Raw genomic sequence first — 19,090 nt, 5'->3', positions numbered from 1 at the left:
TTCTCCTATGTTGTTCATTTTTTTATAAAGGCTGTTTAAGAGAAAAAACAATTTTTATTCTTCACCCATAAATTGTGGAAACCAGTTTTCATAGGCTTTTGTGAGTTTGTCTACTGAAAGTGTTAATATCCCATCTATATTAAGAGAAGTACCCTCGACTTGACCTAGCTCTGTTAAAGAAACTGTATTGATTTGTGCACGCTCTTTAAGACTATTAAGAGAGTGAGGTTTGACGGCTAAAAGATAACGTCCTTGGTCTTCTCCAAAAAGTTCTGCATGATGGGGTGATTTATTGCTTAATTTTACTTTGATTCCTTTACCTGCTTTAATCACCATTTCAGCAAGTGCTATCGCTAATCCTCCGTCAGAAAGGTCATGGGCGGCGTGAATAAAACCACGATGTATGACATCTCGAACAAATTGACCATGCTTTTTTTCAAGTTGTAAATCTACAGGGGGGGGGGCGCCTGCATCAATATTTAAAATGTTACGTGCATAGATTGATTGTCCTAAATGGGAGCCGCAATTTCCTACTAAAACAAGAATATCTCCATTTTGCATACCACTTATTGTTACCATTTTAGACCAATCATTAAGAAGACCTACCCCAGCAATTGTGGGGGTTGGAAGAATGGCTTCCCCATTTGTTTCATTGTAAAGAGAAACATTGCCTGAAACGATAGGAAAATCGAGGATTCTACAAGCTTCTCCTATACCTTTAATAGCAAAAACCAGCTGTCCCATAATTTCAGGTTTTTCAGGGTTACCAAAATTGAGATTATCTGTAGCAGCCAGTGGTGTTGCACCTGTCGTACTAATGTTTCGCCAGCATTCTGCGACAGCTTGTTTCCCCCCTTCATAAGGGTCTGCTTCACAATAGCGAGGTGTTACATCAGAAGAAAAAGCAAGAGCACGTTTGCTGTTGTTTCCTACACGGATAACGCCTGCATCACCTCCTGGACAAACAAGGCTATTTCCTTGGATAAGGGTATCATATTGTTCATAAACCCATCGCCGTGAACTTTGATTAGCAGAATTCAATAAGGTCAGAAGCGCATCACCAAGATTTTCAACTTTTTTGACGTCTTCTGCTTTCAAGGGTGTTTTTTTTGCCGGCTCACTCCAAGGACGATCATAAACAGGCGCTTCATCACCAAGCTCTTTGATGGGAAGATTGACAACTTCTTCCCCTTGATGAAATACACGAAAACGTAAATCATCGGTTGTTTTCCCAATGATAGAAAAATGTAGCCCCCACTTATGAAAAATTGCTTCTGCTTGCTTTTCTAGTTCTGGTTTAAGGACCATGAGCATACGCTCTTGACTTTCAGAAAGCATCATTTCATAGGCTGTCATGTTTTCTTCTCGAACAGGAACTGTATCGAGATTAAGCTGTATCCCTAAATTTCCTTTTGCTCCCATTTCAACGGCAGAAGAGGTGAGTCCTGCGGCTCCCATATCTTGAATAGCAACCACGGCTCTAAGTTCCATGAGCTCTAAACATGCTTCAAGGAGACATTTTTCTGTAAAAGGATCACCTACTTGAACAGTTGGGCGTTTTTCACTGATTGAATCATCAAATTCAGCAGAGGCCATTGTTGCTCCACCGACACCATCACGTCCTGTTTTTGCACCAAGATAAACAACAGGGAGTCCAATACCTTGCGCTTTAGAATAAAAAAGGGCGTTTGTCTTTGCAATACCGGCGACAAAAGCGTTAACAAGGATATTGCCATTATAACGCTCATCAAAATTTACTTCTCCACCAACCGTTGGAACGCCAAAAGAATTGCTGTAACCACCTATTCCAGAAACAACACCAGAAACAAGATGGCGTGTTCGTGGGTGATCAGGAGCACCAAATCGCAATGCATTCATAGCAGCAACAGGACGGGCTCCCATTGTAAATACATCACGTAAAATACCACCAACACCTGTCGCTGCACCTTGATAAGGTTCAATATAAGAAGGGTGGTTATGGCTTTCCATTTTGAAAACAACACATTGTCCTTCGCCAATATCGACAACACCAGCATTTTCACCAGGTCCTTGGATGACACATTTTCCTTCTGTTGGAAGAGTTTTTAGCCATTTTTTAGATGATTTATAGGAACAATGTTCGTTCCACATTGCAGAAAAAATTCCTAGTTCAGTAAATGTTGGTTCTCTACCAATTAACGTTAGGATACGTTGATATTCATCTTCTTTTAGCCCGTGTTGTGCAATGAGTTCTGGTGTAATAGTGATGTTATTGCAAGGCTTCATGAGTATTTATCCGTCAAATTAATCGAAATTTAGCATTTTTATTTTTTTAACCTAGCAGCTTATATTATAAACAATAATGTTGTTTAATAATAAAAATATTTATAGACAGTAAGCTGAAGATTTTGTCCGTTTATTTGGTGGGATTTAAGACTAAAAATGGTCTTAAATAATTATGTGTTTAGAAAATAATATCCATTGTTGTTTGTGAAGAGCTTTGTTTATAGATTTACGATGCGAGAAATGGTATAAATCCTTGTTTTTTTAAATTATGGAGCGCGAGTATTTTTGCAGCATTATCCATTTACTAACTCTAAAGCACTTTGAAAAAGTAAACGACCGTCAGTACCTCCATGGGCGGGTTCAATAAAGTTTTCAGGATGGGGCATCATACCAAGAATATTACCAGCTTTATTAACAATACCAGCAATATCTTTCATTGAGCCGTTCGGGTTTGTATTTTCTGCATAGCGAAAAACAATTTGTTCATTGTCTTCCATTTGTTTCAATGTTTCACTATCAATAAAATAATTTCCGTCATGATGGGCAACAGGACAACGAATAATTTGTCCTTTAGAATAATATCGAGAAAATTTTGTCTTGGCGTTGACGACTTCAAGTTTGATTTCACGACAAACAAACTTTAAAGAAGCGTTACGCATTAAAGTACCGGGTAATAATCCTGCTTCCAACAAAATTTGAAATCCATTACAGATACCTATAATTGTCGTACCTTCTTGTGCTTTTTCACGAATGGCTTTTAAGACGGGAGTTCGCGCTCCAATCGCACCACACCTTAAGTAGTCGCCATAGGAAAAGCCACCAGGAATAATAATAACATCTACATCTGGAATTGTTGTTTCTGTTTGCCAAATTTTTAGTGGCTCAACTCCCGTTATATGATGTAATGCTGCAACCATATCTCGATCACGATTTAATCCAGGAAGTTGAATGATGGCAGTTTTCATGAGCGTTTCACTTAAAAAAGTTCGATTGTATAATTTTCAATGACAGTATTTGCGAGTAACTCTTCACACATTTGTTCAAGTTTTTTCTTTGCGGTTTCAGAAGGTAGTTCATCAAGAACAATATCAAAAACCTTTCCTTGACGAATGGATTGAATGCCTTCGAAAGCTAAACTTTTTAAAGCACCGACAATTGCTTCTCCTTGTGGATCAAGAACGCTTTCTCTTAAAGTAACTGTAATGCGTGCTTTCATTTTTTGCTTCCTGCTTTTTTAAAGAACCTCTCCTTTGAAAGAGGGGTATTTATATAAGGTGATGTTTTTTTACCTTGTTTTTACTTTACGAGAACGGGACCACTTGGTCGTGTTGGTTCATTTTCATTCATAATACCAAGACGTTTGGCAACTTCTTGATAGGCATTAATAAGCCCACCCATATCACGACGAAAACGGTCTTTATCCATTTTTTCTTGTGTGTGCATATCCCATAGTCGTGCAGAATCAGGAGAGATTTCATCAGCAAGAACAATGCGCATCGTTTCATCTTCCCACAGGCGACCAAATTCCATTTTAAAATCAATTAATTGGATGTTAACACCGGCAAAAAGCCCAGAAAGAAAATCATTAATACGAATTGAAAGTTGCATGATATCTTCTATCTCTTGTGGGACAGCCCACCCAAAAGCTGTGATATGTTCTTCCGTTACCATAGGATCATCGAGAGAATCATTTTTATAGTAGAATTCAATGATGGATTGCGGAAGCGGGGTTCCTTCTTCCAGTCCTAAACGCTTAGCAAGAGAGCCAGCAGCAACATTGCGAACAACAACTTCCAACGGAATGATTTCCACCGCTTTAATAAGCTGTTCGCGCATGTTTATACGTTTGATAAAATGTGTTGGGATGCCCAAACGTCCAAGATGGCTAAAAATATGTTCCGAAATTCGGTTGTTCAAAACCCCCTTTCCGTCGATAATTTCATGTTTTTTTGCATTAAAGGCAGTTGCATCATCTTTAAAAAATTGAATATAAGTCCCTGGTTCAGGTCCTTCATATAAAATTTTAGCCTTGCCTTCATAAATACGGTGGCGACGATTCATCATGATTCTCTATTTATCTTGAGAGGTTTTTAATAACATTGATAAATGATACTATCCTAATTGATAGAATTTCTCAATGATATTGCTATGATACTTTTATAATTTTTATCATTACACGTTTACCCAAAGGTGAAGATACATAAGCGATGAGAAAGAAGATCACCTCTTTTGGATCAAATTTTTGCAAGAAAGTGAGAGAGGACCATAAGCCCTTCAGGCCAAGGTCCGTGTCCGGATTCTGCGTTAATATGGCCAGAATACCCAGCATCAACAAAGAGTGATCCCCAATCATTGGCAATTTTTTCTGCTACTGAAAATTGACAAAACTCATCGTTGCGACTGGCTATGACAATAGAAGGAAAAGGAAGCTTTTGGCGATGATAGGGGCCAAATGTCATTAAATGTTTGGGACGTATTTTTTCATTGGCGACATCTGGAGGTGCAACAAAGAATGCGCCACAAATTTTTTCTGTATTTTGTACAGTTGCATGAATAACACTGGGAACTCCTAATGAATGAGCAATAAGCATAACAGGCCTTTGAGCTTTTGCGATGGCGGTTTTAACTTTGTTAACCCACTCTTCACAAACAGGCTTTGACCAATGGAGTTGTTCAATGCGGCGGGCTGTCGACAATTTTTTTTCCCAGCGTGTTTGCCAATGATCTGGACCAGATCCTTTGTAGCCAGGAACAATAAGAATATCGAGTTGATTTGCTTTCATGAATTGTTTTCTTTGTTACAACAGATTTTTGATCATAGGTGGAATGGATTTTGGTTTTCTATGTCGCTTTATTGTTCTTCAAAAACACGTTTAAAAATCGTATTGATATGTTTGGTGTGGTAAGAAAGATCAAATTTTTCGCGAAGTTCTTCTTCACTTAAAGCTTTAGTAACATCTTTGTCGTTGAGGAGTTCTTCTAAAAAATCTTTTCCTTGTTCCCAAACTTTCATCGCATTTCGTTGTACAATTCGATAAGAATCTTCACGACTAATCCCTGCTTGTGTGAGGGCTAAAAGAACCCGTTGTGAGTGAACAAGACCGCGGAATTTATTGAGATTTTTTTGCATATTTTCTGGATAGACAATGAGATTTTTAATGACAGATGTGAGGCGAGAAAGAGCAAAATCAAGTGTAATAGTCGCATCTGGAGCAATATAACGCTCAACAGATGAATGGGAAATATCACGTTCATGCCAAAGTGCTACATTTTCCATGGCTGGGAGTGCAAATGCACGTACCATACGGGCTAATCCAGTTAAATTTTCTGTTAAAACTGGATTACGTTTATGAGGCATTGCCGATGAACCTTTTTGCCCAGGTGAGAAATGTTCCTCTGCTTCAAGAACTTCTGTTCGTTGTAAATGGCGTATTTCTATCGCTAGCCTTTCAATAGAGGAAGCAATAACACCAAGTGTTGCAAAAAACATAGCATGACGATCTCTTGGTATTACTTGGGTGGAAACTGGTTCAGCACGCATCCTCAAGGCTTTTGCTACATGTTCTTCAACGCGTGGATCGATATTTGCAAAAGTTCCTACGGCTCCTGAAATCGCGCAAGTAGAAATTTCTTCTCGTGCTGCAAGAAGACGTTTGCGACAACGGGAAAATTCAGCGTATGCAAGAGCAAACTTGATTCCAAATGTTGTCGGTTCAGCATGAATGCCATGACTCCGCCCAATGGTGATTGTCTCTTTATGCTCAAAAGCACGTCTTTTTAATGCTTCAAGAAGTTGATCTATATCCTCTAGCAAAATATCACTCGCACGCATCAATTGAATGTTCAGCGTTGTATCGAGAACATCAGATGATGTCATGCCTTGGTGGATAAAACGTGCCTCTGGTCCAATGAATTCAGCTAGGTGGGTTAGAAATGCGATAACATCATGTTTGGTAATTGCTTCAATTTCATCAATGCGATTGACATCAAATTTAGCTGCTGCCCCTTTTTCCCAAATGACTTTGGCGGCTTCTTTCGGAATAATCCCTAAGTGAGCAAGGGCATCACAGGCATGGGCTTCAATTTCAAACCAAATACGATATTTTGTTTCGGGAGACCAAATTGTTACCATTGCAGGGCGGGAATAACGTGCGATCATCATTTTTTTCCTTGTTGTGAGAGGATTGCGGCTTGGCGCAATGCATTAATACGTGTTCTGTAAAGCTCTTTATTTCCATCTTTATAAATTGCAGAGCCTGCGACAAATACATTTGCACCAGCTTTTGCTGCTATCCCAATTGTATCAACGGTGATACCACCATCAACTTCAAGATCAATAGGGCGGTTTGCAATCATGCTTTTAACGCGCTTAATTTTATCTTTTATTTCTGGAATAAAACTTTGTCCACCAAAACCGGGATTGACTGTCATGATGAGAATGAGATCTAATTGATCAAGCAAATATTCAAGTACATGTTCAGGGGTGCTTGGATTGAGTGCGATTCCTGCTTTTTTTCCCATTTTTTTGATTGTTTGTAATGAACGATGAAGATGTGGACTTGCTTCAGCATGAATGGTTATAATATCTGAACCCGCTTTTGCAAAAGCTTCCAAATAAGGGTCTACTGGTGCGATCATCAGGTGGACATCAAATATTGCTTTTGTTAATGGGCGTAGAGCCTTGACTATTTCAGGACCAAAGGTGATGTTAGGAACAAAGTGCCCATCCATAATATCAAGATGAAGCCAATCTGCACCAGCATCAACAACATCTAACATTTCTTGTCCAAGTTTAGAAAAATCAGAAGCCAAGAGAGAAGGCGAAATGAGATGAGAATGGGGCATTAAAATCTCCTTGATTGGCAGTTTTTATCATATCGCTGTGTATACACAAATATCTTTTGTGTTATGACGGAAAAGAAAGAATATGTATTATAGATCTTTTTATGGAAAGATCGCTTGAAATTTTAAAGCTTTATAAGTGAAAGATATGTCGAATCATAAAACATATTTGATGCCTGAACTTCAACATAAACATACTATCGCGGTTTCTTCCCAAGAATATCGAGATGCCATGAGTCTTTTTGCAGGAGCTGTGCATATTGTGACAACAAATGGTATTAAGGGAAGACGCGGGGTGACTGTTTCGGCGTGTTGTTCTTTATCTGATGATCCTCCAACCCTTCTTGTTTGTCTCATGCGCCATAATTTAAAGAATCAGGTGTTTATGGAGAATGGAAATTTTTGTGTTAATAGCTTGGCAGGAAAGCATCGTTCATTAGCGGATGTTTTTTCGAGGCGTTGCAATTCTACACAAAATGAGCGTTTTGATGTTGCTCAATGGGGAGCTTTGCAAACGGGGGCGCCTAGTCTTTCAGACGCTCTAGCATCGTTTGATTGTCGTTTGATTTGTTGGCATGAGCACGCAACCCATTGTGTTTTGATTGGTGAGGTTGTTGCAATTAACTGTAATCAAGAAAAAGATGCTTTGATGTATTTGAAACGTGAATATCACACTTTGCCTTTATAAAGATTTTATTTTTTTGCATTGATGAAATGATTTATTGTTGCTTCATTTAGACTTTAAACAATGAATGAGAGAGTAGGGGAGGGATGGCTCTGATATCTGATATTAGATTTCCTTCTTTTTAAAGTTTTTCAATAAGCGAGAAAAATGATTCTGGATGAGATTTGATCAAGAATCCAATCTACATAAAAAGCGATTAAACCTAAACAGTGCATTTAGACATATTCGTCAATTGTTATGAAAAGACATTTTACTCTTGTGTTGATGGGTATTGCACAATATATAGACCGCACATAGCATATGTGGAGGTTTTTTATTGTATGAGCGAAGAGATTGATGGTCAATATCGCCCTAGTGAAGATGAGCCTTTTATGAATGAGCGGCAAAAGGCGTATTTTCGTGCTAAACTGGTTTCTTGGAAGAATGATATATTAAAAGAAGCTCGTGAGACTTTGGAAAATTTGCAGGAAGAGAATGTTGGTCAACCCGATTTGACTGATCGGGCTTCTTGTGAAACTGATCGTACAATCGAATTACGTGCTCGTGATCGTCAGAGGAAACTTATTTCAAAAATAGATGCTGCTTTAGAGCGCATTGATAATGGGACATACGGTTTTTGTGAAGAAACCGGCGAGCCCATTAGTATAAAGCGTCTTGAGGCTCGGCCGATAGCCGTTTTGTCATTGGAAGCGCAAGAACGTCACGAACGACGTGAAAGAGTTTATCGCGATGATTAAGGTCATTGAAATGATAAAAAACGAAATTCGTGGTGATAAAATTGTGTATTTTTATTTTTGAGGAGTAGGAATGAATAAAGATGGTTCTTGCCGCCCCTCAATTTCGGCGGTGATTGCTGAATCTTTTACCGCTTGATTCGTAAAAGGAGAGGGATTTTTATCCGATATGTTGTTTCTTTCTGTAGGGGCGGAATTTAGATGTGTGTGTGTTTCTCTCTTTTGTATTTTAGATGTACCTGTAATATCGGATTCTACAACCACATCTGTTAATCCGCCAATAAGGAGCAAATGTTCTTTATTATCGCAACGGACTAAAACAAGGCGGCGTGCTCGATCTATAGAAATTACTTCACATAATGCTAATCGTGATAGACTTTTTTTTCTATTAATGCTGAATCTTCTCGTACTTAAACGACGTAAAAACAAGATAATTATGGTAATAGCTGTGATTGTTATTATAAAAAACAAAGAGCTTATCGTTATTTTCGCAGCAGATACACCTATTTGCTCTGATAACCAGATATACATAGATTTTCTCCCATTTTTGTGTGAAAATATCGTTTTTTATCGAGATAAATTTATAAATACACCCTTAAAAGGCTCACTTAAATACAAGAAATAAATTTTTTAACATTAAGTGAGCTTTCTTAGAAAGATAATATCATAGTATATACTTTATAACAATGAATATAAAGGAAGTTTTGTGATATAAGAAACAGCTAAATCTAAGGCAATGAGAGATGGATAAAGGTTTTGATAATAATAAAAGATCAGTGTCTTCTGTTCATCGAAGAGTTGTGATTTTTGGTGTTGTTTTTATATTAGTTTTTCTTTTCATTGTGGGTATTTTAGGTTTTTTTTATCCACAAAGCTATTTGCAAAAGGCGATATCAATATCTTTTTTGATTCTAGCAATTATCGGTGTTGCAACACTCGTTTTGTGTGGAATGGGCATTTTAAGATATCATGTGTGGTCGCATGAAGATTTTGATTTTAGCATCTTTAATAGGAGCGATGATGCAATTGTAATCTCTGATCTTTCTGGTTTTGTTTATTATTCTAATCAAAACTATCAAAAAATTCTGACCTATAAGCCTGAAGTGTCTTGTTATATGGTTATTGCTGATCTTCCAGGAGCAGATGCACTCTCGTATCGCTTAAAGGTTGCTGCCTGTAATAATCTTGCAGCGCAAGAGGAATTGAGAGTAGAACAACCAATTTTTACCGATTCTACACCAAAAAAATCTGTTTGGTATAATATTTCCGTGCAGCCTATCACAAAACAGAAAAAAAAGCTTTTATTTTGGCGTATTACTGATATTTCGCATTTACAACAAACGCGAGAAGTTTTTTTCTCGAACCTTCAAGAGGCTATCAATCACTTGGATCAAGCCCCTATTGGTTTTGTATCCGTTAATAGACAAGGAACTATTCTTTATGCCAATGCGATTTTTGCCGAATGGTTTTCAATTGATTTAGCGAATTTCTCAATTGGTCAATATAATTTTGATTCGTTATTTGATAGCGTTGGCGCTAAGAGCTCATGGAGTGATATCTGTTTGCAAACCAACAGATATCAAAGTTCAGGTTACTCTTTACCTTATAGGTTTTCGTTATGTTTAAATTCACACACGACTTGTGAGAAAATATTCCATTGTCTTATATCTGTTTCTTCTCTCTTAGAAGAGGAGGCCATTTATCGTATTGTGATCATTCCACAACAAATACAAAAAGAAGAGGACGATCAATTAAAATTACCCAGTATATTAGGAGAATATTTTGATGCGAGTCCTTTTGCAATAGCCGTGGTGGATCATGCAGGGCAATTGATTCATATGAATAAAGCTTTTTCATCACTCACGGGATGTATGGACAAAGCTGTCAATTTTTATGATGTTATTTCTCGTCGTGATTGTGTGCAGTTAGAGCGTTCTTTTCAGAGAATTGCGACAAATAAAAATTATTTTGTTTCTCTAGAAACTGTTTTAGAAAAAAATGAAGAATGCCATTTACGACTCCATATTATGTCTGTACCGCCTTATCATGGTGATGCATTGCAAGATTTGCTTATTATCTCTGTCATTGAAACAACCGAACAAAAAACACTTGAAGACAAAATGATGCAAAGTCAGAAGATGCAAGCTGTAGGACAATTGGCTGGCGGCATTGCTCATGATTTTAATAATGTTTTAACAGCAATTTTAATGTCGTGTGATCTTCTTTTAAATACGCATCGTAGTTCTGATCCTGCTCATGCTGATCTGATCAATATTAAAAATAATGCTAATCGAGCAGCTGCTCTTGTACAGCAATTATTAGCTTTTTCTAGAAAGCAAACACTTCGACCTGAAGAAGTTGATTTTACTGAATTTTTATCAGATATCCGCAATCTTATTTTACCACTTTTGGGGAATAATATTCAGTTAAAAATTATCCATGGAAGAGATTTGTGGAGCGTTGAAGTTGATCAAGCATCTTTCCAGCGTGTTATTATGAATTTGGTTATTAATGCGCGTGATGCCATGTTAGATGGAGGTATTGTTACGATTGCGACAAACAATATTACAAAGCAACAAAGTGCTGAATTTAATCATCTTGGTTTAGCAATTGGCGAGTATGTGCAATTGACTATTTCAGATACAGGGGCTGGTATATCTGCTGCTATACAAGAAAAAATGTTTGAGCCATTTTTTACAACAAAAGAAGTTGGAAAAGGAACAGGACTTGGTTTATCAATGGTTTATGGAATTATCAAGCAGAGCGGTGGGTACATTTATTGTGAAAGTAAAGAAGGTGAAGGAGCAACATTTCATATTTTTCTTCCCCGTTATATCCCCAATATAAAAGGAGAAATTTCTCAAAAGATTGAAAAAGATGAAGAGAAAGATAAAAATATAGACTTAACAGGATCTGCGACTGTTTTATTGGTTGAAGATGAAGATGCGGTCAGAATGGGGGGGGTAAGAGCTCTTCAAATGAGAGGATATACGGTTTTAGAGGCAGCAAGTGGGGTGGAAGCACTCTCTATTCTTGAGGAACAAAAAGGAGAAGTTGATATTATTGTTTCCGATGTGGTGATGCCAGAAATGGATGGGCCCACTTTATTGAAGGAAGTCCGTAAAAACTATCCTGATATCAAATTTCTTTTCGTTTCTGGATATGCAAAAGATGCCTTTGCTAAAAATCTTCCACAAGATGCTGTTTTTGGTTTTTTATCTAAGCCTTTTACACTCAAACAGTTAGCTGTAACAGTTAAAGAAACACTTTCGTCATAAACAAAAATTTATGAAGAGATGGACTCTATTATGTCAATATTTCATAGAGATTTTCAATTGTAGATACTGAGCAAAAACTATGTGTAAAGCATTGAAATATGCTGATTAATAGATTGTTGATACACTCAAAAAGATAAAAGCTGTTGTTGCGTATCGACTATTTTGCTCTTCCCTTCAATAAATGCTTTTAAGGCTTCGGGATAGAGTTTATGCTCTGCTTTAAGAACTCTTTGTGCTAAGCACTCAGCAGTATCATGGGGATAGACTGGAACGGCTGCTTGGGCAAGGATTTTTCCTGCATCCATGTCTTCTGTAACAAGGTGAACAGTGCAACCCGTGATTTTTACACCTGCTTGTAAAGCTTTTTCATGTGTGTTTAAGCCTTTAAATGAAGGCAAAAGAGAAGGATGAATGTTTAAAATTCGTCCTTCATAAAGTTTTACAAAACGTGGTGAGATAAGGCGCATATACCCTGCAAAGCAGAGAAAATCCGGTTTATATTGATTTAAAATTGTAAAAATATTTTCTTCATGCTCTTCTTTTGTTTTGTAAATTTTACGATCAACAATATGAATAGGTAAGTTATGGTTTTGCGCTTTTTCAATACCGTTGGCACGCGGATTATCGCAAATAACCGCAACGATTTCAGCAGGATATGCCGTTTGTTGACTAGCTTGAGCAAGGGCGACCATATTGGATCCATTACCAGAAATGAAAACGACGATTTGTTTTTTCATAAATGCAGTACCCCTTTATAAAGTATTCCTTTATTTTGATCTTGGCATTTTGTTAAAATGCCAAGGGGAGTTACAGTCTCTCCTTTTCTTTCAAGAGCTTGTGTAATTGTTTCAGCTGCATGCTGTGCTACGATAATGATCATGCCAATACCACAATTAAATGTTCTTAACATTTCTGTTTCTTCTATTTTACCTTGTTTGGCAATCCATGAAAATACTGCTGGAACATTGATGTTAGAAAGATTAACTTCAGCGCAGAGAGAGGATGGAAGGACACGTGGAATATTTTCAGGAAAACCTCCACCCGTAATATGAGCAAGAGCTTTAATCCCTTCATATTTTCTCATGATGGGAAGAAGCGATTTTACATAAATGCGTGTTGGTGTAAGAAGTGCTATACCAAGGCTGCTTTCGGGGGAAAAAGGGGCAGGGTCATTCCATTTGAGATAATTTTGCTGGATGATTCGTCGAACAAGCGAAAAGCCATTGGAATGAATTCCAGAGGCGCTTAGACCTAATATAATATCACCTTCTGTCAAATCTTTTGAAGGGAGTAACTTGCTACGTTCGCATGCTCCAACAGCAAAACCAGCTAGATCATAATCTCCCTCTGCATACATTCCTGGCATTTCTGCAGTTTCTCCTCCAATAAGAGCAGCACCGGCTTGTTTACATCCTTCTGCAATACCGGAAACAATCGCAGCTCCTTGTTCAGGGTCAAGCTTTCCAGTTGCAAAATAATCCAGAAAAAAGAGAGGTTCAGCCCCTTGTACGAGTAAATCATTGACACACATAGCTACAAGATCAATACCTACAGTGTTATGGTGACCTACTTCAATGGCAATTTTTAATTTTGTTCCCACACCATCATTGGCTGCTACTAGGATAGGATCCGTAAAGCCTGCTGCTTTTAAATCAAAAAGTCCACCAAAACCGCCAATTTCTGCATCTGTTCCGGCTCGTTTTGTTGCGCGTATAAAGGGTTTAATTTTTTCTACCATGGCATTACCCATATCGATGTTTACACCGGCTTTTGCGTAGGTAAGACCAGCTTTGGATTTATCCCCAGCCTTGGATTTATTATTTGTAAGATCTTGATTGCTCATTGGAGCCTTCCTTTAATGGAAAATCAGGTTTTGATATTATGCAATGCCATGATAGAGTTCTCTCTGCAAGAGATATTGATAAGAAAATAAGCAACTTTTCTTGTACCTTATTTTGAAGTTGTTTATAATTTTTTGTGAAGAATTTTTTAGGATATTTTATGAGCAAGATATCAGATAATCACGGACAGTCCTCTTGGCAGCTTATGAGAAAGAAAGTGAGTGAGAATACATCTCGTGATCGTTATAAGACTTATGTGCCAGCGTATACTCAATTACCTTTGCCGAATAATATGAAAAGGCAAATCTTTTTTTGGCTTGGTACGCTGATTTTTTTCATTTTTTTTATGTTTGTTTTTGGATCAATTTTGCTTCCTTTTGTGGCAGGGATTGTGTTGGCTTATTTTCTCAATCCCATTGTTCAATTACTTGAAAAATTTGGTATTCGTCGTGTGTTTGGGACTGTCCTTATCACCCTATTTATTGTTATTACCTTTGTTGCTGCTTTAATTATTTTGATTCCTGTTATTAGTTGGCAAATACAGCAATTTATGAGTGATGGTTTACCTGTTTACATTAATCGTATTCAAACCTTTTTTGTTGAGCATGATTTTGATTGGTTAAGGCGCTATTTTGGAAGTGATCCAAATGAATTACGGAATAATATTAAAGGATTTTTGGGAGAAGGTTCGGATTTTATTACGTCTCTTTTGAATTCACTTTTAAAGTCAGGAAAATCAATCGTTAATATCGTTAGCCTATTTGTTGTGGCACCTGTGGTGGCATTTTATATGTTATTAGATTGGCCACGTATGGTAACAGCAATCGATTCGTTAATACCGCGTGATCATCTTGAAACTGTTCGTAGTATTTTTCATGAAATGGATAGAGCTATTGCAGGCTTTGTTCGTGGACAAGGAACAGTTTGTCTCATATTGGGAGGCTATTATGCTATTGGTTTAACGATTGCAGGACTCAATTTTAGTCTTTTGATTGGTATGTTTATTGGTCTTATTAGCTTTGTTCCTTATATCGGCACAATGAGTGGCTTGGTCCTTTCTGTTGGTATTGCATGGGTTCAGTTTTATCCCAATAATTGGGGGGGAATCATCGTTGTGATGGCACTTTTTTTAATTGGTCAGTTTATTGAAGGTTATATCCTTCAACCCAAGCTTGTAGGTTCATCAGTGGGATTACATCCCGTATGGTTGATGTTTTCACTTTTTGCTTTTTCTTCACTCTTTGGTTTTACTGGTATGCTTGTTGCTATTCCTGCGGCAGCGGCTGTTGGCGTTTTAGTTCGTTTTGCTCTTCATACTTATCTGAGTTCTCAGATGTATTCGAGAAGCGGAAATTCGGAGCCGCTAAAATGAATGGGCGTGAAACGCAATTATCTTTAAATTTTCCCTATGATCCGATTTTTCAATTTGAGGATTTAGTGGTAACGGAAAGCAATCGTATGGCTTTTCAGCTTATTGATCACTGGCCCAATTGGAGCTTACCTATTGCAGTTTTGGTTGGTAAAGAAGGCTCTGGAAAAACGCACTTTTCTAATATATGGCTCCAAAAAGCAGATGCTTTCAGGATTCAGCACAATGAAATTGATCAGGCTATTACTATGGCTTCTTTAGGCAGATCATTTTTAATAGAGGATATTGATGCAGGTGAAATCAATGAGACAGAACTTTTTCATTTAATTAACAGTATTAAGCAAGCAAATCTTGATGCACGACAAGCTACTTTATTGATGACGGCACGAACACTTCCTTCCGCTTGGAATTTAATGTTAAATGATCTAAAAAGTCGTCTTAATTCGGTAATGTTCGTTGAAATTAATCAGCCTGATGATGCATTGTTAACAGCTGTTGCATTTAAGCTTTTTTCAGATAGGCAACTTATTGTACATCCAGATACGGTTTATTATCTTGTAAGTCGTTGTGAACGTTCTTTATTTTCATTGAAGCGTGTTATTGATTCTGTTGATCAGTTGGCATTACAAAGAAAAAGAAAAATAACACGTTCTGTTATTGCTGAAGTTTTGAATAGAAGAAATCCGTAAATACTCCTTATCATGGCTTACTTATTCTGTCCTTCTACTATCGTTTCAATACGTGGAAAGACAAGTCATTTAAATTTTCTCCTTTTTGGATATCTATATAAAAGTAAAAAATAATATTTTTTACTTTTATCATGTGTTTATTTTAAATAGCTTTGAGATTTTATTGTATGATGTTGAATTCTTTCCATCTTCGCATTTGAAAATTTTTCTAAAAAGAGCGCTTTATTTTATTTATAATAAAATCTTTGTGCTTTGAAAAAATGTTTATTGTTTATGGATTTGGATTGTAGAAGATTCTAGAATTTTTAATAAAAGCGTCTTTGGGAAGATAGAAAAAGAGAGGAAAAAGCTTAATACAGCTTAATTTTTTGGCTTATGTGCTCTTTGGGAAAGTTTTTCTATGATATTTAAGTCGTTTTTTTCTAAAATTGTATCTGTGGAATGCGTTTTGATACAGTGAGAGCTTGCTTAAAACAGGACAAGAATTATGAAGTCCTTATAGAGAAATTCATTCTTTTTTAATATAGATTGGATTTTCTACGGAGGTTATTTTCTACTACTTGTTAATAAATCTGTTATTGAATAGGGAAAAAGATTTAAAAATGTGCTTTTTTGTAAAGAAATGCAACAAAATTAAAAAAAAGTGTGTTTTTCTCTTGCACTTCTGTTGTGAAAATTTTAGGAAATGTGCATCAAGTAAATGTAAATGGCGGAGCGTAGCGCAGCCTGGTAGCGCACCTGATTTGGGATCAGGGGGTCGTAGGTTCGAATCCTATCGCTCCGACCATATTTGATTGAGTGTGTGAGAATGACCCAATTGGGTACGTGTGGTGAGAAACTATCATTCAAGCGTTGTGTAATCTGAAGGAAAAAGGCATGATCGCACGTATTTATAGTCCTGCTAAGACAGCTATGCAGTCAGGTAAGGGGAATACAGGTTTTTGGATTCTAGAGTATGAGCCGGTGAAAGCGAAAATGCTTGAACCTCTTATGGGGTACACGGCAACGTCTGATATGAATAATCAGGTAAGAATCCGATTTAATAGGAAGGAAGAAGCGATTGCTTTTGCGCGTAAGAATGCTATCTCTTACCGTGTAGAAAAGAAACATACGTCGATTCGACGTGCTATTTCTTATTCTGATAATTTTCGCAGTGATCGGCAGCATTCTTGGACACATTGAATTAAAGATGCTATTTTGAATTGAGAAAATAATCAGTTGGGTCCCGTAGCTCAGCTGGATAGAGCAACGGCCTTCTAAGCCGTGGGTCACAGGTTCGAATCCTGTCGGGATCACCATGTTTAAATGATATTAATAGGCTATAAAAAGTTAGAGAGTTTTCCTTTTATTCTATTAGCTTATTTTTCTGTAAACTCCCGAACCTTTTTGATGTTTTTTGGTTGATTTTGTTGCTAAACGTTTTCTGTTGACTGTTTTAGTATAAAATGATGCTGTTTTCTCTTTTTTCAGTAAAAATTGCTTTTGATTGCTGAAACTTTAGCATTGCATATTCTTGCCGCGTGTTGCTACTATATCACATGCTTTAGGAAACAGATTGCAAAAACTCTTTTTTACGAGCTTATTTTCATCTTCTTGAAAATGAATATTTTATTTCTTAGATTAGATTTAAGCATTGCGGCTAATGCTGGTGAAATTGCCAAAAAACATCTATTGTGATTTTTTTTATTTTTTATGAATAATATTATTACGTTTTTCAACATGATCTTTGGTAAGATCGATTTTGATTAGATACAAGGCATGATGGATTCGATTTAGAACTGTTTATGATGAGAATTTACAGACGGCACAAGAGGTAGGGAATATCTTCTTGTCTTGGAAGCTGTGATTCATAACGAATTACTTCTTTATAGTTTTTTCGTATAAAAAGATGTTATATGTGCCGTCCAGATAAGATATTGTTTTTTTCAATGAGAGACACTTGCGGACAATTTGATTTAACATGATTGTCACTTTTTCTCAGGTAGGGTTATAGGTTGCATCAATGTTTAGGTTTTCTTAGTCTTATAGGTTTAAGAATGTATACTGTGTATTTATATGAATGAAGATAGATTGTATCTTAGAGTTAAATTTTTAGATTTCATATTTACATTTTCAAATGTTTTTTCTTATTTCTTTATAGTTTGTACATCATGTTAGAAGTATTTTAATATTGGATAACAATCACATTAAAATGTTATGCAGATGAGATCTGAAGATCTAAACTCACACGGTTCAAGGTGATCATTATTTCAATAGGAATACAGTGTGAGGAGAATGCCATTTTACAGGCTTTGTTTTAAGAGATATCTCTTAAAGCTCACTTCATGCTGGCGCTCGTGAATGGTATATAAAAAGCAAGTAAAATAGTTATGTCTAATATGGGGGAATAGGTGAATCTTGATTCTATTGAGTTTTTTTGCCTCTATCCCTCATCTTTTTGAAGCTTTTTTATCGCCTCTATAGCTAACCTTTTACGGTCTGCGCTCTTTGTGTAAAGAGATGCCATAGCATCATTTGTCCAGCCAAAGAGTGCTTTCAATTGTGATACTGTTGCACCAGAGTTAGCTGCGCGTGTTGCTGCTAATTTTCTTAATCCATGCGCCGATTTTTTAATTCCAGCAGCATTACAAGCGTCTCTAAATGTATCGCCAAAGCTTTCTTTGGAGAGTTTTTGATTAGTTTTACTACAGATGAATGTTTCTACTCCAATAGGACCAGCTTCAAGCGTTTTGGCTAATTCCGGTAAAATAGGTAGAAAGACATCTGTTTGGAATTTACTTTTCTCTGTCTTGAGATGAATAATATTGTCTTTGACATCTTTCCAGCCAATTCGTACCGCATCACCACGACGCAAGCCCGTATATAAAAGAACATCAATCCAGACACGTTCATGGGTACCATGATGCCATTTGTGATAATATTTCTCAACATCTTCTTCTGTCCAAACAGGAAAGCCGCTTTTATTTTTAAGAGGAGGTTTTTTGACGCCTAAAGTTGGATTATTTTCCAAAAGACCTTGATCAATTGCCCAATTAAAAAGTCCATTAAGGGCTTTCAGAAAGTTTCTAGCCATTGCTGGTGTTTCTTTACGCCGTTCAACACCGGCTATAATATGTTTCTTTTCAATTGCTTGGTATGGAATATTTCCTATGGAGTCGCATATCTTCATAAGAATGTATTCTTTTTGTTTCTTTGTAGTATTAGAGTAGCTATGCCAATTAGAGCTGTTAAAGTATTGTTTAAGCAGCCATGCAAATGAACCTTCAACAAGTTTACCGGTTTTTGATTTAGGAAGTATGAGTCCTTGTAACTCGGCAAGTGCGCTTTTGTAGTTATCAACAAACTCTTGCGTTCCATAGGTGCCGCGTATTCTAATACGTGGTCCAT

Annotated in this window: 17 protein-coding genes and 2 tRNA genes; 8 read left to right on the top strand and 11 right to left on the bottom strand. The window is 36.9% G+C overall.

All coding sequences use genetic code 11. The features are described from left to right. Positions 1-54: 54 nt before the first annotated feature. From purL to rpe, 7 genes are all read right to left on the bottom strand, one after another. Positions 55-2,265 (bottom strand): phosphoribosylformylglycinamidine synthase subunit PurL, encoded by a 2,211-nt coding sequence (purL, locus tag PVV63_RS06655; RefSeq protein WP_273791182.1) that lies wholly within the window; start codon positions 2,263-2,265, stop codon positions 55-57. 293 nt (positions 2,266-2,558) lie between these two features. Next, a complete protein-coding gene (gene purQ / locus PVV63_RS06650) occupies positions 2,559-3,230 on the bottom strand; it encodes a phosphoribosylformylglycinamidine synthase subunit PurQ (protein ID WP_273791181.1) in 672 nt (223 codons plus the stop codon). A gap of 11 nt (positions 3,231-3,241) precedes the next feature. After that, entirely contained in the window at positions 3,242-3,481 is a 240-nt protein-coding gene (purS, locus tag PVV63_RS06645; RefSeq protein WP_273791180.1) for a phosphoribosylformylglycinamidine synthase subunit PurS, read from the bottom strand. Positions 3,482-3,561: 80 nt separating this feature from the next. Then, entirely contained in the window at positions 3,562-4,326 is a 765-nt protein-coding gene (gene purC, locus PVV63_RS06640; RefSeq protein ID WP_273791179.1) for a phosphoribosylaminoimidazolesuccinocarboxamide synthase, read from the bottom strand. A gap of 173 nt (positions 4,327-4,499) precedes the next feature. After that, complete coding sequence (locus tag PVV63_RS06635) at positions 4,500-5,048, bottom strand: alpha/beta hydrolase (protein WP_273791178.1); 549 nt, start codon at positions 5,046-5,048, stop codon at positions 4,500-4,502. Between the two features lie 68 nt (positions 5,049-5,116). Further along, entirely contained in the window at positions 5,117-6,424 is a 1,308-nt protein-coding gene (gene purB, locus PVV63_RS06630) for an adenylosuccinate lyase (RefSeq protein WP_273791177.1), read from the bottom strand. After that, positions 6,424-7,110 carry a ribulose-phosphate 3-epimerase gene (rpe, locus tag PVV63_RS06625; RefSeq protein WP_273791176.1) on the bottom strand — a complete coding sequence of 229 codons (687 nt, stop codon included), beginning with the start codon at positions 7,108-7,110 and terminating at the stop codon, positions 6,424-6,426. The genes purB and rpe overlap by 1 nt, the downstream gene beginning before the upstream one ends. Positions 7,111-7,255: 145 nt before the next feature. Between rpe and PVV63_RS06620 the strand changes: the two genes are divergently transcribed. Together PVV63_RS06620 and dksA are read left to right on the top strand one after the other, a co-directional pair. Then, positions 7,256-7,795: a flavin reductase gene (locus PVV63_RS06620; protein ID WP_273791175.1), complete on the top strand. Its 540-nt coding sequence runs from the start codon at positions 7,256-7,258 to the stop codon at positions 7,793-7,795. A 317-nt stretch (positions 7,796-8,112) separates the two neighbouring features. Continuing rightward, on the top strand, positions 8,113-8,529 hold the full coding sequence (dksA, locus tag PVV63_RS06615) for an RNA polymerase-binding protein DksA (RefSeq protein WP_015856486.1): 417 nt from the start codon (positions 8,113-8,115) through the stop codon (positions 8,527-8,529). Positions 8,530-8,580: 51 nt separating this feature from the next. Here dksA and PVV63_RS06610 read toward each other — a convergent pair whose 3' ends face one another. Then, positions 8,581-9,057 (bottom strand): flagellar biosynthetic protein FliO, encoded by a 477-nt coding sequence (locus tag PVV63_RS06610; protein WP_273791174.1) that lies wholly within the window; start codon positions 9,055-9,057, stop codon positions 8,581-8,583. Positions 9,058-9,269: 212 nt separating this feature from the next. On the opposite strand from PVV63_RS06610, the gene PVV63_RS06605 reads away from it, so the two are divergent. After that, positions 9,270-11,804 carry a response regulator gene (locus PVV63_RS06605; protein WP_273791173.1) on the top strand — a complete coding sequence of 845 codons (2,535 nt, stop codon included), beginning with the start codon at positions 9,270-9,272 and terminating at the stop codon, positions 11,802-11,804. 125 nt (positions 11,805-11,929) lie between these two features. Here the strand turns inward: PVV63_RS06605 and purN are convergent, their stop codons facing one another. Both purN and purM read right to left on the bottom strand, forming a co-directional pair. Further along, a complete protein-coding gene (gene purN / locus PVV63_RS06600) occupies positions 11,930-12,541 on the bottom strand; it encodes a phosphoribosylglycinamide formyltransferase (RefSeq protein ID WP_273791172.1) in 612 nt (203 codons plus the stop codon). Next, positions 12,538-13,647 carry a phosphoribosylformylglycinamidine cyclo-ligase gene (gene purM, locus PVV63_RS06595; protein WP_273791171.1) on the bottom strand — a complete coding sequence of 370 codons (1,110 nt, stop codon included), beginning with the start codon at positions 13,645-13,647 and terminating at the stop codon, positions 12,538-12,540. Before purM ends, purN begins: the two co-directional genes overlap by 4 nt. 158 nt (positions 13,648-13,805) lie before the next feature. On the opposite strand from purM, the gene PVV63_RS06590 reads away from it, so the two are divergent. From PVV63_RS06590 to PVV63_RS06570, 5 genes are all read left to right on the top strand, one after another. Continuing rightward, a complete protein-coding gene (locus PVV63_RS06590) occupies positions 13,806-15,017 on the top strand; it encodes an AI-2E family transporter (RefSeq protein WP_273791170.1) in 1,212 nt (403 codons plus the stop codon). Continuing rightward, positions 15,014-15,703, top strand: a complete 690-nt coding sequence (gene hdaA / locus PVV63_RS06585) for a DnaA regulatory inactivator HdaA (protein ID WP_273791169.1) — start codon at positions 15,014-15,016, stop codon at positions 15,701-15,703. The genes PVV63_RS06590 and hdaA overlap by 4 nt, the downstream gene beginning before the upstream one ends. 710 nt (positions 15,704-16,413) lie before the next feature. Further along, positions 16,414-16,490, top strand: a tRNA-Pro gene (locus tag PVV63_RS06580). 89 nt (positions 16,491-16,579) lie between these two features. Next, positions 16,580-16,885 (top strand): ETC complex I subunit, encoded by a 306-nt coding sequence (locus PVV63_RS06575; RefSeq protein WP_273791168.1) that lies wholly within the window; start codon positions 16,580-16,582, stop codon positions 16,883-16,885. 39 nt (positions 16,886-16,924) lie between these two features. After that, positions 16,925-17,001: transfer RNA gene (locus tag PVV63_RS06570), tRNA-Arg, on the top strand. A 1,124-nt stretch (positions 17,002-18,125) separates the two neighbouring features. On the opposite strand, the gene PVV63_RS06565 is transcribed toward PVV63_RS06570, so the two are convergent. Then, a partial coding sequence (locus PVV63_RS06565) for a tyrosine-type recombinase/integrase (protein WP_273791167.1) occupies positions 18,126-19,090 on the bottom strand: 965 nt, incomplete at its 5' end.

This window comes from Bartonella sp. CM31XJBT (assembly GCF_028618555.1).
Classification (GTDB): domain Bacteria; phylum Pseudomonadota; class Alphaproteobacteria; order Rhizobiales; family Rhizobiaceae; genus Bartonella.
Note: the sequence above shows the minus strand (reverse complement) of the source record. Positions and strands in the feature narration are given on the sequence as shown.

Coding starts and splice junctions, on each gene's coding strand:
- purB (WP_273791177.1), bottom strand. CDS start 6,424: ATGATCGCACGTTATTCCCGCCCTGCAATGGTAACAATTTGGTCTCCC.
- PVV63_RS06605 (WP_273791173.1), top strand. CDS start 9,270: ATGGATAAAGGTTTTGATAATAATAAAAGATCAGTGTCTTCTGTTCAT.
- purM (WP_273791171.1), bottom strand. CDS start 13,647: ATGAGCAATCAAGATCTTACAAATAATAAATCCAAGGCTGGGGATAAA.
- purL (WP_273791182.1), bottom strand. CDS start 2,265: ATGAAGCCTTGCAATAACATCACTATTACACCAGAACTCATTGCACAA.
- PVV63_RS06620 (WP_273791175.1), top strand. CDS start 7,256: ATGTCGAATCATAAAACATATTTGATGCCTGAACTTCAACATAAACAT.
- rpe (WP_273791176.1), bottom strand. CDS start 7,110: ATGCCCCATTCTCATCTCATTTCGCCTTCTCTCTTGGCTTCTGATTTT.
- dksA (WP_015856486.1), top strand. CDS start 8,113: ATGAGCGAAGAGATTGATGGTCAATATCGCCCTAGTGAAGATGAGCCT.
- PVV63_RS06590 (WP_273791170.1), top strand. CDS start 13,806: ATGAGCAAGATATCAGATAATCACGGACAGTCCTCTTGGCAGCTTATG.
- purN (WP_273791172.1), bottom strand. CDS start 12,541: ATGAAAAAACAAATCGTCGTTTTCATTTCTGGTAATGGATCCAATATG.
- PVV63_RS06610 (WP_273791174.1), bottom strand. CDS start 9,057: ATGTATATCTGGTTATCAGAGCAAATAGGTGTATCTGCTGCGAAAATA.
- hdaA (WP_273791169.1), top strand. CDS start 15,014: ATGAATGGGCGTGAAACGCAATTATCTTTAAATTTTCCCTATGATCCG.
- purC (WP_273791179.1), bottom strand. CDS start 4,326: ATGAATCGTCGCCACCGTATTTATGAAGGCAAGGCTAAAATTTTATAT.
- purS (WP_273791180.1), bottom strand. CDS start 3,481: ATGAAAGCACGCATTACAGTTACTTTAAGAGAAAGCGTTCTTGATCCA.
- PVV63_RS06575 (WP_273791168.1), top strand. CDS start 16,580: ATGATCGCACGTATTTATAGTCCTGCTAAGACAGCTATGCAGTCAGGT.
- PVV63_RS06635 (WP_273791178.1), bottom strand. CDS start 5,048: ATGAAAGCAAATCAACTCGATATTCTTATTGTTCCTGGCTACAAAGGA.
- purQ (WP_273791181.1), bottom strand. CDS start 3,230: ATGAAAACTGCCATCATTCAACTTCCTGGATTAAATCGTGATCGAGAT.